A 14436-nucleotide genomic window follows, 5' to 3' on the forward strand; every position below is an offset into this window, starting at 1 on the left:
ATAGATATGAATAAATGGAAGGTAACGCTAGGGATCTTTGCTGTTTTGATTTTAAGTACTGGATATGGATCGGTATCTGCGCAAGCAGACAAGCAAATTCAATTTAACTATAAAGAAATTGGAATCAGCAGTAAACAAGTGATCGCGGAGAATACAACTTTTGTACCCTTGAAATCACTCGCAGATGCTATGGGTTATACGTTATCGTGGGATCAAAAATCCAAAATGGCCAAGCTGGTACGTCCAGAGCGTGAAGTCATCTTCACCGCGGGTGCTGCAACGTCAAAAGTGAACGGGGCAGCGATGGCATTAACAAAATCTCCTCGTATCATAAAAGGTTCGTTGTACTTGCCATTGGTCTCTGCAGTCAGTGTACTCGGGGGTAAAACCGCGCTTAATAAAACGGATGGGGTTATCCAAATCGTAGATGAACCTAGATTTGTTGCTGCTTCTGTAGAAGGTAGATCCTATTGGATATCTCAAAAAAACGCTAATTTATATTACCGGGCTACGGCAGCCGGGAAACCAGTAATTATTGGCCAACTACCCCTTAAGGAGTCAGCTTACAATCATGGATTTGAGATTAAAAAACTTGGAAATGGCACGGACTTACTCCAGTTAACGGACAATCACTATGCAATGTTTAATGATTTCAGCAACAGCTATCAGGTATTAGTTCAAGCAGGTACAATAATTAAGCAAATGGATTATCATTATATGATCTCTGCTTATCCACATGCGCCTCAAGTACCTTCCACTCAGGTGTATATGACCGATGGGAAGAATGTTCAGTATATTACTAAGGATGGCGGTTTGGGCAAGTTGTTTGAGATGGAGAAATTAACCGGGGCAACCGGTGATTTCATAGTGGAGTACGCCGCGGAGGATGTGGCACTTGTTCGCTTATTAGATACAACACAATTATATATTGTCTACAGCAGTACAGGAGAAATCGTCAATCTCAGTGAACAACTGATTACTAGTGAGGATCGTAAAGAATGGGATAAAGTAAATGATGGCAGAGATCAATACATTCTGAGCAGAATGTTAGGGATGAAAAGCCGTAAGGGGAATGTGCTTACATTCACCTATACGCCAATCCTTGAGGAAAAAGCAAAAACAGTGACATATACACTTCTAGCGAAATAATTCGGAATCACATCAATATAATTAGCACAAAAAAAGAGCGATGTTGGCCAACGCTCTTTTTTTGTGTTTTAGATTATTTCGTAGTCATCATACTTCCACCCTTAATCTGAACGGGTTGATCATTAATAGATACCCAAACATCTATGGCAGAATTGTTGCGGATAATCGTTTTGTCGGCACTTAATTTCAGTGAATACAGGGCAGTGACATAATCATAAATCTCAATATTAGTAGCGTACCAAATATCTGAATGTCCACCTGCTTGTTGGCAAAAAGTTTCGATTAACTCCCAATTGTTCTGCTGTGCGAACTCATAGCTATGGCCCCAAACATAACAGAGTCTTAGTTTCTGGGAGGGTCCTTCCATTGTGAATCGCTCCCAAACCTGATGCAGATCTTCAATATGGTGGCAGGTTGGATGCCATTCCATGAAATTAAGAGGCATATCAAACTGTTTGGTAGAGTGAACAGTGCGGCTGTATTCAATTCCAACGGACTGAAGTGGTGCAATTATCTCCTGAGAGTATGTACCATAGGGGTAGGACATGCCTCGCACTGGATAATCCACCAGCTTTTCCAATCGTTTACGGTCTTCGAACAGCTCTTCAATTACCATCGGTAAAGGAAGACGCTCTAGATGTGGGTGAGTAACGGAATGGGCGGACACTTCATGATTCCTGAGCGAATGCTTAACATCAGCGGGCGATAAGAACCCAGGTGCATTGATCATTGCACTATTTAAATGGAAGGTCCCTTTGATTCCATATTGATCAAAAATACCAGCCAAGCGGATATCGTGTTTCTGGCCGTCATCATAGCTCATAGTGAGCGCCTTTGATAATCCGCCTGGGAATAAGTTGAATTGAAGTTTCATGAATTCACACTCCTATAATTTGGTGAGCTTGAAAGTACTTCTTCCAATTATAAACAATTAACGTTATAATCAGATTCCACGTTTGAAAAGGAAAGAGTTTTCAGTGAAAAATATACACTTAAGGAGAGATGCTATCTGCCTGACTTTCTCTACGTTGTAAAGCTACTCTATGTAAAAGACAAAAGAAACTCACTTTTATATTTTATCACTAACCTGCTGAGCCCACCAATTCTATTTGCAGAGCTGTTCATAACGAAATATGTGGTTGACCTCATTCAGAACTTCACGACTAACGCCTACCTACATATCTTACTATTGGTAAGTTCACTGATGTTAATTTTATATCTGGCTGGCATCAATGGTTCTCTTCGAGCCATTTCTGTAACCAATTTAACGGCAACCAGTATTTATGAACTGGAACATAGTATTTTGGCTAAGACCTCTAAATTATCGACGGCTTTATTGGAAGATCCCGCAACAAAAACGATTAGAGAAAAAGCAAAACGGCTTTCCCTGATCGATTTGTTAGATCAATGGACCGGGGTGACAATCCACTTTATAACATTGATCGCACTAATCGTAGTCCTATCCTGTTATGGCTTTTATATCCTGGCAATGTTCATTTTAGTAGTACAAATTCTGCAGCTTTACCTCATCAGATGGATGTCTCGGAAAGTAGAGGCCATTTCAGCGAATCAAACCTCCTCTGTACGAATGATTAATTATATCGTTGATTTGCTGGTTAGTAGAAATACCCTCCCGGAAGTAAGAATGTACGGAATGTCCTCCTACTTGGTTACCACAATGAAAGAGATCTTTAATGGGAATTTCAAACAAATGCACCGAAAAGTTATTTTATCTGAGACCTTAAGCTTCTCCCAAAGTATAACTATGACTTTATTAAACGGGCTTACGATTGCTATTTTAGCAATTACGCTTGGAGGTAGCGGGCAGAGCGCCGGACTTTTCGTATTATTACTTCAGATATCTAGTCAATTATTTATTGTCATTCCTGCACTAACAAGGATGTATTCTGATCTGACCAAAAGTCGCGTGCGCTTCAATGAGTATAGTGCGTATTTGGAACTTGAAGAGCAAGTTCAAAGAGATCCGGAAGATTCCATAAGGAATACCGATGCGATGCAGATCATAATTCAGCAGTTGAATTATCGTTATGCAACCAATGCACAGGACACGCTTAAAAATATAAACATGACCCTCAAACCTGGTGAACGAGTTGCTTTTGTAGGTGAGAATGGTTCAGGAAAATCCACGCTCATCAAGCTGATAGCAGGGTTATATCATCCAACAGCGGGAAACATCCAGTGGTTTAATGGAGAGCAGGAAGTTCTGGCTCATAACGTCACAAAGGGTGTGAGAGTTGTTTTTCAGGATTTCACTAAATTACATAGACCAATTCGAGAAAACATAGCCATGGGGAATATTGCTGCCATGTATGACGATTCAAGATTATTAGCTGCGATGAGAAAAGCAGAAGCCGATTCTTATGGTGTTGCGTTGGACACTTTAGTAGGTCCACAGTTTGGGGGGATTGATCTGTCTGGTGGACAATGGCAAAGACTTGCGATTGCACGTGCATATCTCAACAACGGCTCGCTTACGATTTTTGATGAACCTACTGCAGCCCTCGATCCTTACGCGGAACAGCAGGCGTTTGAAACCTTTATGAAATTAGGAGAGCAGCAGACCTCCATTATTGTGACACATCGGCTATATATGTCCAAATTCGTTGATAGAATTTTTCTGTTTGAGCATGGAGAAATCGTTGAAAGTGGAACACATGAAGAATTAATGAAGTTGGATGGTAAGTACAGGGGAATGTTTAACCGCCAGTCCTCTTTATATGGCTGAGAAAGGAGAGATTCTGCTGAGAAGAGACCTTAAGAATATTTTAACGATACTGGCACGGATGGTTGGAAAAAGTCCAGCAATCTCAACAATAACGATCATAGTTCCTGTAATCAGTGGATTATTAACTTTTTACTCGTATTCTGTTCAAGTTCATATCATTAATGCAGTAGCTGCTGGTGCGATAACCTTTCTTCCGATTCTATGGTTTGTTTTAATTCATGGGGTACAAGCCTGTTCAGTGAGTATAACCAACATAATGAAAAGTCGAATGAATGCGGAACTAACTCTCGCTTTCCAATCCGAGCTGATAGATATTGCAAACCAAGTTGACTTTGAGGATTTTGATGATGAAGAGTTTGGGAACAAGCTGCAAAGAGCTAAAACAATAGTTGGAGAAGATTTAGAGGGAATTACTGGTTTTTTGCTGTCCAGTGTAGGGAATGTCTCAGGACTTATAAGTATCATCTGGTTATCGGCTACAAGTGGATATTTTTTAGTCACACTGGTGGTGGGTTTAATGATCGTATCTACTTTATCTTTTCGAATGTTTACAGAGATTAAAGTTAGAAGAACAGGGCGAGAGCTTACTTTTGACGGAAGAATGGGAGATTATCTAGCTGTAACTTTGGAAGATCCTAATGCGATTAGGGAAATGCGAATCTATAACTCTATCTCCTATTTTACGGATCTCTGGGCAAAGCTTATGAAAAAGCAGCATGATAAAAGGTATAGTGCGAGGAAATTCGAAATCAAAACAGGGATGATTGTGGCTATGGTTCAGACGAGTGCTATTTTTATCGTATTGGTCTATCTGTTAAGTAAAATGGGGGAGTCAAATACAGTTACTGTGGGGACAATCTCAGTATTATTTCTGGCTTTGTTAACTTGTGGTGGTAAAATCATGAGTTTGACCTGGCCGCTAAGCAAGCTTTACATCAGCAGCAGTAAATTATATGACTTAAATGAAGTGCTTACCTATAAAAATAGAGATTTCCGAAAAAATAATATCAATAACAGCTCTGAAGCTATGCTTCCTATTACCGTTTCAAATGTCTATTTTAAATACGCCAAATCCAGTAAGTATGTTTTATCTAACATCAATATGGTCATAAAGCCCGGTGAGAAAATAGCCATCGTTGGAGAAAATGGAGCAGGAAAGTCTACCTTGATCAAATTGTTATTAGGGCAGTACACTGCTAGTTCTGGATCTATTTACTGGAAAGACAGTCCAGAACCTCAAGGTAAAGTATCCGTCGTGTACCAGCATTCTATTAAATTCGAAATGACACTAAGAGAAAACATCCTGTTGGGTGATGCCAAATCTTCGCCGGACGATGTGAAAATACTAAGTATTCTGGAAAAATGTGAGCTGATGGATTTGTTTTACGAATTAGGGGGACTAGATGTAAGGTTAGGTCAAATGCTTGAAGGAAGCAGGCAGCTATCAGGCGGACAGTGGCAAAAGCTGGCGATTGCGCGTGCGTTATATAATGATGCGGATCTTCTAGTGTTTGACGAACCTACTTCTGCGATTGATCCGAATGCTGAGATGCAGATCTATACACAATTATTAGATATCTGCCAAGATAAAGCTGCCATCTTCATTTCACATAGACTGGGCTGGGCGAAAAATGTTGATACGATCTATGTTATTGATAATGGAAGTATAGCTGAAGTGGGGCAGCATCAAGACTTAATAAATAATAAAGGGATTTATGCAGATATGTACACTTTACAATCATCTTGGTATAACTAAAAATGCTTAGCATAGTAGTTTTTACCTTAATTATATTCATGAGGTTTACTAAAAAAATCCACAGCAAATTTCCGGAAATGTATAGCTGCTTGCGATAAAAAGTGCTTTCTGCTCCATGCGATGCCAAAAGAGCGTTGACATAGTGGTTCTGTTATTTTTAATTGAACAATTTCTGTATTTTGACTTCTTCTGCCTAAGGAGAGAGGGAGGGTGAAGGTGATTCCTAGTCCCATTTCTACTAGGGTTTGAATGGCGCTTACTTCTTCAAGCTCGAACGTAATTTGAGGTTCAAATCCAGCTTGTCGGCAAAATTCATCTGAAATTTCACGGAAATTATATCTAGAAGATAAAGAAATGAAATTCTCACCTGCAGCTTCTATCAAAGAAATACTCTTTCGATTAGCAAAGCGATGATTCTTGGGCACAGTTAAACATAATTCTTCTTCTGCTAAGGTATGCCACTCGATATCTGGTCCGGTAACAGGTGTAGATGATATGCAAAAATCAATCGCTGCACTCTCTAAATCATTTCTCATTTCTAACGCAGAGCCGAGCTGACGTTGGATGATCCGTACATGCGGATGAAGGGTAAGAAATTCTTTTAGTAAAGTGGGCAATACATACGGGAGTGTGGCCGCAATGGAAATTACACCATGTTCAAGTCCAGCCATATCTGTGAGCTCACGCTGTCCTTCTTCAAGTTCCATAAAAGCTTGCTCGACACGTTGCAGATAGGTTTTTCCGAATTCGTTCAATTTTATATTTCTGCCTTGTCGCTCGAATAAGGGAACACCTAAGTTTTTCTCTAAACGCTGTATGGAATTACTAAGGGAGGGCTGAGATACATTTAATTCTTTTGCGGCCTTAGTCATGTGTTCATGGCGTGCAACTGCCTGGAAATATTGAAGCTGAAGGAATTCCATAACAAAAACCTCACTTTACTTATAACTCTAATGTGATCTATCGATCATATAATATGTATTTTACTTAATTAATTTTCAGTCCTATACTATTGTAACATATAAAAAGTTATAGGTAGGATGGAGAGAGTCTGTTGTGATTAGAGAGAAAATATGGACCCGGAATTTTATTGTTGTTTGCTTAAGTAGTTTTTTTATGTTCCTGACCTTTTACATTCTGGCAACTGCATTCCCGTTATACGTAAAGGAAAGCTTACACGGGAATCAGCAGCAAATGGGGTTAGCGATTACTATCTATGTAATAGGGGGAGTATTGATCCGTCCTTTTTCGGGACAATGGGTCGATAAATTCGGCAAAAAGAAAATGGCGGTTATTGGTCTAACCATATTTCTAATCGCCTGTATTGGTTACTTCGGATCTAATGGAATTGTATTATTCCTGGTAATTCGTTTCCTTCACGGAATGAGTTATGCTGTTGCCTCGACAGCTACTAGTACAATAGCCTCGACGCTAATTCCTTATTCACGTCAAGGAGAAGGCATCGGTTATTTTAGCATGTTTATGAGCATTGCTATGGTCATTGGACCCGCATTGGGTCTTTTTCTTTGGAAAGATGAAAATATTAATGTACTATTGTTAGGCGTGTGTGTGATTGCCGCTCTCTCGCTGTTATTCACGTTAGGTGTTCGGATGCCAAAAGAAGATAAGGCTAACGTTATTGAAGCTGTTAAGGAACCTGCTAAGACGCGAAAAGGGCTTCGCTGGAGAGACGTAATCGAGCCGAAAGCCTTGCCGATATCACTTGTCGGATTTACGCTTGCTTTTTCCTACAGCTCCTTGTCTGGATTTATAGCTTCTTTTACGAAAGAAATTCATCAATCACAGCTTACTGGGTATTTTTTTGTGGCTTTTGCAATTATGATTGTATTGTTTCGCCCGGTTATAGGTAAAGTATTCGATAAATATAATGAGCATATTCTCATCTATCCCGGAATTCTAATCTTCGCCGTTGGATTGCTTAGTTTAAGTCAAGCTCGGTCTGGTTTGATGTTAATGATGTCTGGTGTCATTATGGGAATTGGATATGGTGCACTTATGCCATGTTTCCAGACTCTTGCGCTTAAATCAGCGGCTAAAGATCGTAGAGGTAGTGCGAATGGGACCTTTTTCTTGTTATTTGATTTGGGTTATGGAGCGGGCTCGTATTTCATGGGTTTAATTGCTTCTTATACGGATTACCGAATGATGTATGAGGTTGCGGGGGGAGTAACACTTCTTTCGCTTGCTGCGTACTATTTGCTTCATCATGTACCTCAGGCCAAAGCTAAGCTGCACATACAAAAATCAAATATAGACGTTGTATAAATAGATGGTCTTGGCTGTATGATATAATTATTAGAAAAAAATATGGGGAGAACTGTATGACTACAATCATTGATAAAATTGCATGGATTCATATTCAGAATGGACAAGTTTTGTGTGCGCGTTCCAAAGGGAAAGATACCTATTATTTGCCTGGAGGAAAAAGAGAAGCTGGAGAAACAGACGAGGAGACGCTCGTGCGCGAAATCGAGGAAGAGATCTCTGTTCGTATTAAACCAGAAACCATCTCCTATTTTGGAACCTTTGAAGCGGAAGCTCACGGTAAAGCTGAAGGCGTCATAGTTAAAATGACATGTTATATCGCGGATTTTGAAGGTACACTTAGTCCTGCGTCGGAAATTGAAGAGTTATCCTGGTTATCTTATAAGGATCGAAATCGTGTTTCAGTCGTTACACAGATCATTTTCGATCAATTGCATGAGCATAAATTACTTTCCTAATTCACAATTTAAAGTTCTGAAAGCCCGTTTTAAGCCTAAGAGATGGCTTGAGGCGGTCTTTTTTTTGAAAATATACGAAAGGCTTATAGGGGCAACAACATCGTTTATTTTGGTTTAGGACAGATGTCCTTTTTTAAAGGCCTGAATTGCTTTTTAATATGTAAGAGATCGAAGTTGAGGAGAGAGAGAAATGAGAGGAATTATATTTGCGTTTTTAGCGGGGGCTTGTATCACTCTGCAAGGAGTATCTAATGCTCGAATTAGTCAAGATATTGGGACTTGGCAAGCTGCGACAATTACACAGTTAACAGGATTTATCATGTCGTTACTAATCCTCTTATTTGCTAGAGATGGGAAATGGCAAGGAATAAAAGAAGTAAAACCATTATATCTAATTGGCGGATCTTTTGCCGCAGTCGTTATTTTCAGTGAAGTCACTGCCATTCAACAGATTGGCGTTACTTTTACTATATCGACATTGCTCATTGCACAGCTATGCCTGACCTTTTTAATTGATATTAAAGGCTGGTTTGGGATGGAAAAACGACAAATGAGACTCCCACAGTTTATTGGGATAGGGTTGATGATTGCGGGAGTGGTGATTTTGAAATTCTGAGAATACAATCAACAACTGGAGGAGTTACGTTATGATTTTAGGGTTAATATTAGCGCTTGTCGCGGGTTCATTCGTTAGTTTACAAAATATTTTTAATACGAAGGTTAATCAAAAGGTTGGATCTTGGGCCACAACGACGTTAGTATTAGGGTTGGGTTTTCTGGCTTCCTTTATTATGAGTCTTATCTTTGAAGGCGGCCGAATATTTACTTTGCGAAATATGGAGCCTTGGTACTGGATCAGCGGATTAATCGGGGTGGGTGTAGTAATCTGTCTCGTGCAAGGCACCAAACGTCTTGGGCCTACCTATGCGATCTCGATCGTATTAATCTCTCAGCTTGGGTTTGCTTTATTGTGGGATTCCCTCGGCTGGTTAGGGCTTGAAAAGGTTCCATTCACCTGGAAGCAGTTGGTCGGAGTACTCGTGATTGTTGGCGGTATTCTAGTGTTTAAGCTAGGTGGTGCCCGGGAGACTCAAAAGTCGGCTTAATTTATCCTCAGACTCATGTTTGTCAAAATAGAAGTGATGTCAGTCACACGAGAGTGAAAGCAAATCAATCTATACTTTGGGAAAGTAGTAACTCAATTATAAATAAGGAGCAGATCATCCAATGTTCATACAATTGAACTCTCTAACTACAGAAAAGTTAAATGAAAACCTTGGTGAACGACCAGGTTATTTTAAATTGTTCTTCGATACAGAGGGCTGTGGTTGTAATGGCGTGATCGTAATTCAGATTATTAGTGAACCCCATGCTACAGATATTGAAGTTCAGAAAGAGCCCTTTACTTTTTTTGTGGACCGTCAACAGGAATCTTTATTTGATGAACAGATGCGACTTGAAGCAGATGAGAATTACCCGTCATTCAGATTAAGTAGTGATTCGGGCCTGTTAGGAAGCAATATTCGAGTAAAAGATATTCGCTGAGTAGAGCACTGCTACTAAAAACCAGAGCATTTGAGATCATCTCTCAATGCGCTGGTTTTTTAAATTTCGTTCCTATATATGGCACTTGCAATTCGTTTCTTACCCATTGGATTTTTTCATAAAAGCTATATGGTCTATTTTGCTGTTCACCAGTGTAATTAACTGTTCTGCCATATAGCTCGCCGAATATTTGAAATTGACTTCAGCCCAGTGCATAATGACACCTACTGTAGCAGACATTTGGTAACTCAACATAATTTCATAATCCACAGGAGCAGCATCAGCTTCTATCTCAATTCGCATATCCTCACGCATGGATTCCCGTAAACGGTCGAACAGTTCAACAGTCATTTTCCCTCGTTCCACTGCGGATAAGGCTAAAAACTCCGCTTTATGCCCCTCAATATATTCGAACAGCTGCAGAATGGAAGGGAAGACCTCCGTTGCCTCAATACGTTCCAATCCCTCATAAGGGTCTAATAGCGCCTCTCCTATACCCTGTAGAAATTCATCATGTATTTCCTTAAGCAAAGCCTCTTTACTCTCAAAATGTTTATAAAAAGTCCCTCGATTGTAATCCGCTCGATTAGTCACGTCCAATATCGTAACTGAATCATAGCTATTTTCCAATATTAGCTCAACGAATGCAGATTTCAGAGCTTGGCGTGTTCTTCTGGTTCTTCTGTCTTCATGTTCTTCCTGTATCAAAAAAACTACCTCCAGCTATGATCTTTTTATCGTTCATTTATAGTTCTTACTTTAAAAGTAACAAAAGATCAGCTAATGTTCAAGATTTAGACATAAGTAAACACGTAGAGCAAGTATGTTGGTTAGGCGACATTACTTAAAATTCTGATTATTGAACAGGTTAACTAATGGGGTGTACTCTAGTAATAGAGATAGGTTATCCCATCTCCTAAGACTATAATATATAGCCAATTCATAACAAAGGATGCGAACATACAATGAGTGAATCATATGTAAAAACTGCTGTAATTACTGGAGCTGCAGGTGGAATCGGTAAAGAGCTTGCCCGTCGATTGTCTGATCGTAAACTGAATCTTGTACTTGTCGATCTGAATGAAGAAGCGATAAAAAATGTCATCCAAGATTTAGGCTTAAATGAATCTAACTCTTTAGCTGTAGCTGCGGATGTCTCTAATGAAGAAGACGTTCAGAATTATGTTAATAGAGCGGTAGAAAAATTTGGAACCATTGATTATTTTGCAAACAATGCCGGAATTGAAGGTCCGGCAGGTCAAATCGAAGAGCTTAACGTTAAAGCACTTGATCTTGTATATAACGTCAATGTACGTGGTGTATTTCTTGGACTACATTATGTAATTCCTGTGATGAAAAAACAAAAATCAGGTGCTATTCTGAACACTTCTTCTCTGGCAGGACTCATGGGTGCACCCGGCATGGCCCCTTACATTATGTCTAAGCATGCTGTAATTGGTTTGACTCGCGTAGCTGCAAATGAGCTTGCACCACTTGGTATTCGTGTAAATGCGGTACTCCCAGGAACGATCAATACACAAATGATGCGTAAAATTGAAAATAATTTTGGAAGCGCAGAAGAATACAAGGCAGCTAACGAAGCTGCAACACCTATGGGACGCTACGGAGAACCGCAAGAGGTTGCCGCTGTGATGAACTTCCTTCTGTCGGATGAGGCTTCATTCGTAACGGGTTCTCTATATACAGTCGACGGTGGTATGATAGGTCAATAATGCAAGCTGATTTCGATCATTAAGGATACTCCAAATAAAGGATTGGGCCTGTGCGTCAAGCATTGGGTCCAATTCTTTTTTATTTAGGATACCCGGATCGGATTTTATAATAAGCAATTTGCTGAATTATCTTATAGAATATACAAAGGGGATTTAATCTTTTTAAGTATTGATCAGTGATTTAGATAAATTGTTGGCGAGGAGTGTTCATATGCATGAATTATCTCAACAGGATTTTAATGAAGTGAAACCGTTACTTACAGGTGCTCCTATTCATCCTGAAATTCTCTCCATTATCGAGGGAAATAATCCGGGCTGGATTTTTGTAGATCAACTTGTAACACCAAAAAGCGCGTTGGTATGGAGTAAGGGGATGCAAGGATTTTATATTATAGGCGATCACACCAATGAGATATTTATTAAAAGCTTAGATAGTTATGTATCCAGTCAGATTGTACCGAGGATGAAAAAGCTTGGGCTGGAGTATTTTGAAGTCTCAGGTCAACACAATGAATGGAATCTGGCATTGATGTTTCCTTCTAGGAAGCTATATCCTTTTGAACAAATGGTGTTCAAGTTATTTCACAAGCCCGTTGAGTCCCTTAATAATGCGATTAGAATTATAAATCTTAAAATGCTGGAATGGGAGGACTTAGATCTAAAGAATATAGAATTTGTACATGACAATATTGATTTATTCTGGTCATCGAAAGAAGACTTTAGGGCAAAAGGCTATGGATATGCTGCTGTTGATGGAACTGAGATTATGGGTGTATGTTATTCTAGTTTCGTTACGGAGGATACACATGCTATCGGAATTGAAACTCTCTCCAAGTATCAGAATAGAGGAGTGGGGACTCATTTAGCGGCCTTAGTAGCGGAGGATATACTTACAAATGGTTTTACACCTTACTGGGACTGTTCATTAGATAATGAAGCTTCCCGAAAGCTAGCGCTCCGTTTAGGATTTCAGCAAATTCATCAATATAAGTGTAGTGCTTTTTCAATATGACGGTTTCGCAAATTATTAGGTTAGGATGAACATTGATGAGAATATTGCTCGTAGAGGACGATAGAACGATTGCTTCAGGACTTGAATATTCCTTGCAGCAGGATCATTTTGAAACTATTTTATGTTATGATGCAACCTCTGCTAGGAGGGTGTTGGCGGAGCGGTTATCTGAAGTAACACTTTGCATTTTTGATCTCTCTCTACCGGATGGTAGCGGATATGATCTGTGTAAGATCGTGAAGGAGCGGAGCGATATTCCGGTCATCTTTTTAACTGCGATTGATGACGAAGTTAATGTAGTGATGGGACTTGATATGGGAGCAGACGATTACATAACTAAGCCATTTCGGATTCGCGAGCTGTTATCACGCATTAAATCGGTGTTAAGGAGATATAACAAGCAGGCTCAAACTCCATCTAATTTTGAACTAGAGAATATACGGATTAATACGCTTGAAGGAAAAGTTTATAAGAACGGCGATGAAGTTCTGCTAACAGCATTAGAATATCGTCTGCTTCTGATATTTGCTAATCATGTGGGACAAGTCCTTTCCAGAAATCAGCTGTTAGAGCGGATTTGGGATGTCGCCGGAGAATTTGTAAATGATAATACATTGTCTGTGTATATTAAACGCTTAAGGGAAAAGTTAGAGGATAACCCGCAAGAACCCACACTGATCAAAACAGTACGCGGTTTAGGGTATAAGGTTGGTGATTAGATGTTACGAAACAGAGAATTTAGATGGTTATTACTAACGATGACTACGATCAGCCTTCTGGCGATTATAGGAACGGCATTTATTTCATCAGCAGCGATGGGGATCACGGCGGTAACTTCAGTTCTGCTTATAGGTTGTTGTTTATTATTTACCCGCTGGAGATACCGCGAAATTGAGAAGCTTTCAGGGTATCTACGTCAAATTAGCAGCGGTAATTATTCGCTCGATGTTCGTGATAATCAGGAAGGCGAGCTTAGTATCCTGAAAAATGATATTTATAAGGTGACGTTGATGTTATCGGAGCAGCGTTTGCTTTTGCAAGAGGATAAAATAAAGCTTACCAATGCGATCTCCGACATCTCCCATCAGCTCAAAACACCACTTACCTCCATGACCGTGATGGCAGATTTATTAAGCGATCCTGATCTGGACGTTGAGAAAAGAATAGAATTTACGCGGAAAATCAGCCTTCAGCTCGATCGGATTGGCTGGCTGGTTTCTTCATTATTAAAGTTCTCAAAGATCGATGCCGGAACCATTCAATTTAAAAAAGATTCAATAAAAGTAAAGAAGCTTGTTCAGAAATCTATGGAGCCCATACTGATTCCAATGGATATAAAGGAGCAACGGATCCTAATCGAAGGTGAAGACGCTACCTCATTCATAGGCGATTACAATTGGACAACTGAGGCGATGATTAATATTCTGAAAAACTGTGTAGAGCATACACCTGCTGGGGGAGAGATTACGATTTCTTTTGCAGAAAACACGCTGTTCACGGAAATTGTCATTACTGATAATGGCAAAGGAATTCCTAAGGCAGAGATCCCCTATATTTTCAAACGATTCTACAAGGGTACAAATGCAAACGAAGACAGCGTTGGAATCGGACTTGCCTTGGCGCAAAGTATTATCACTGAACAAAACGGCACGATTGATGTGGTGAGTGAAGTAGGAAAGGGGACACAATTTCGGATCAAATTTTACAAGCAAGTGATTTAACACTTATGGCTTAGTGACTAGAATGTCACT

The 14436-nt window shown here is 39.7% G+C and carries 15 protein-coding genes; 12 read left to right on the top strand and 3 right to left on the bottom strand.

The genetic code is table 11. The features are described 5' to 3' along the window. Positions 1-6: 6 nt before the first annotated feature. Positions 7-1149 carry a copper amine oxidase N-terminal domain-containing protein gene (locus tag MHH50_RS14320; protein WP_076302022.1) on the top strand — a complete coding sequence of 381 codons (1143 nt, stop codon included), beginning with the start codon at positions 7-9 and terminating at the stop codon, positions 1147-1149. 73 nt (positions 1150-1222) lie between these two features. Here MHH50_RS14320 and MHH50_RS14325 read toward each other — a convergent pair whose 3' ends face one another. Then, complete coding sequence (locus MHH50_RS14325; protein ID WP_076125834.1) at positions 1223-2023, bottom strand: polysaccharide deacetylase family protein; 801 nt, start codon at positions 2021-2023, stop codon at positions 1223-1225. 330 nt (positions 2024-2353) lie between these two features. Here MHH50_RS14325 and MHH50_RS14330 point away from each other — a divergent pair, with 330 nt between their 5' ends. Beyond that, positions 2354-3895, top strand: a complete 1542-nt coding sequence (locus tag MHH50_RS14330) for an ABC transporter ATP-binding protein (protein ID WP_339174113.1) — start codon at positions 2354-2356, stop codon at positions 3893-3895. Continuing rightward, positions 3888-5651 carry an ABC transporter ATP-binding protein gene (locus tag MHH50_RS14335; protein WP_340034499.1) on the top strand — a complete coding sequence of 588 codons (1764 nt, stop codon included), beginning with the start codon at positions 3888-3890 and terminating at the stop codon, positions 5649-5651. Before MHH50_RS14330 ends, MHH50_RS14335 begins: the two co-directional genes overlap by 8 nt. A 26-nt stretch (positions 5652-5677) precedes the next feature. Here the strand turns inward: MHH50_RS14335 and MHH50_RS14340 are convergent, their stop codons facing one another. Then, a complete protein-coding gene (locus tag MHH50_RS14340) occupies positions 5678-6574 on the bottom strand; it encodes a LysR family transcriptional regulator (protein WP_076125828.1) in 897 nt (298 codons plus the stop codon). Between the two features lie 133 nt (positions 6575-6707). On the opposite strand from MHH50_RS14340, the gene MHH50_RS14345 reads away from it, so the two are divergent. The 5 genes from MHH50_RS14345 (at position 6708) to MHH50_RS14365 (ending at position 9940) form a co-directional block, all read left to right on the top strand. Beyond that, a complete protein-coding gene (locus MHH50_RS14345) occupies positions 6708-7937 on the top strand; it encodes an MFS transporter (RefSeq protein ID WP_340034501.1) in 1230 nt (409 codons plus the stop codon). Between the two features lie 56 nt (positions 7938-7993). After that, positions 7994-8395 carry an NUDIX domain-containing protein gene (locus MHH50_RS14350; RefSeq protein WP_076125824.1) on the top strand — a complete coding sequence of 134 codons (402 nt, stop codon included), beginning with the start codon at positions 7994-7996 and terminating at the stop codon, positions 8393-8395. Positions 8396-8585: 190 nt separating this feature from the next. Beyond that, positions 8586-9011 (top strand): DMT family transporter, encoded by a 426-nt coding sequence (locus tag MHH50_RS14355; protein ID WP_076302027.1) that lies wholly within the window; start codon positions 8586-8588, stop codon positions 9009-9011. 31 nt (positions 9012-9042) lie between these two features. Then, positions 9043-9501 (top strand): DMT family transporter, encoded by a 459-nt coding sequence (locus MHH50_RS14360; RefSeq protein WP_076125820.1) that lies wholly within the window; start codon positions 9043-9045, stop codon positions 9499-9501. Between the two features lie 121 nt (positions 9502-9622). Further along, a complete protein-coding gene (locus tag MHH50_RS14365) occupies positions 9623-9940 on the top strand; it encodes an iron-sulfur cluster biosynthesis family protein (protein ID WP_076125818.1) in 318 nt (105 codons plus the stop codon). 99 nt (positions 9941-10039) lie between these two features. On the opposite strand, the gene MHH50_RS14370 is transcribed toward MHH50_RS14365, so the two are convergent. Further along, entirely contained in the window at positions 10040-10648 is a 609-nt protein-coding gene (locus MHH50_RS14370) for a TetR/AcrR family transcriptional regulator (RefSeq protein ID WP_076190423.1), read from the bottom strand. Between the two features lie 257 nt (positions 10649-10905). Between MHH50_RS14370 and MHH50_RS14375 the strand changes: the two genes are divergently transcribed. The 4 genes from MHH50_RS14375 (at position 10906) to MHH50_RS14390 (ending at position 14406) form a co-directional block, all read left to right on the top strand. After that, entirely contained in the window at positions 10906-11673 is a 768-nt protein-coding gene (locus MHH50_RS14375) for an SDR family NAD(P)-dependent oxidoreductase (protein ID WP_076217521.1), read from the top strand. Between the two features lie 169 nt (positions 11674-11842). Beyond that, a complete protein-coding gene (locus tag MHH50_RS14380; protein ID WP_340034503.1) occupies positions 11843-12685 on the top strand; it encodes a GNAT family N-acetyltransferase in 843 nt (280 codons plus the stop codon). 35 nt (positions 12686-12720) lie between these two features. Beyond that, entirely contained in the window at positions 12721-13404 is a 684-nt protein-coding gene (locus tag MHH50_RS14385) for a response regulator transcription factor (protein WP_076125811.1), read from the top strand. Continuing rightward, positions 13405-14406: a HAMP domain-containing sensor histidine kinase gene (locus MHH50_RS14390; RefSeq protein ID WP_076125808.1), complete on the top strand. Its 1002-nt coding sequence runs from the start codon at positions 13405-13407 to the stop codon at positions 14404-14406. Positions 14407-14436: the final 30 nt, after the last annotated feature.

It is taken from the genome of Paenibacillus sp. FSL H3-0302 (assembly GCF_037982245.1).
In the GTDB taxonomy this organism is placed as follows: domain Bacteria; phylum Bacillota; class Bacilli; order Paenibacillales; family Paenibacillaceae; genus Paenibacillus_AQ; species Paenibacillus_AQ odorifer.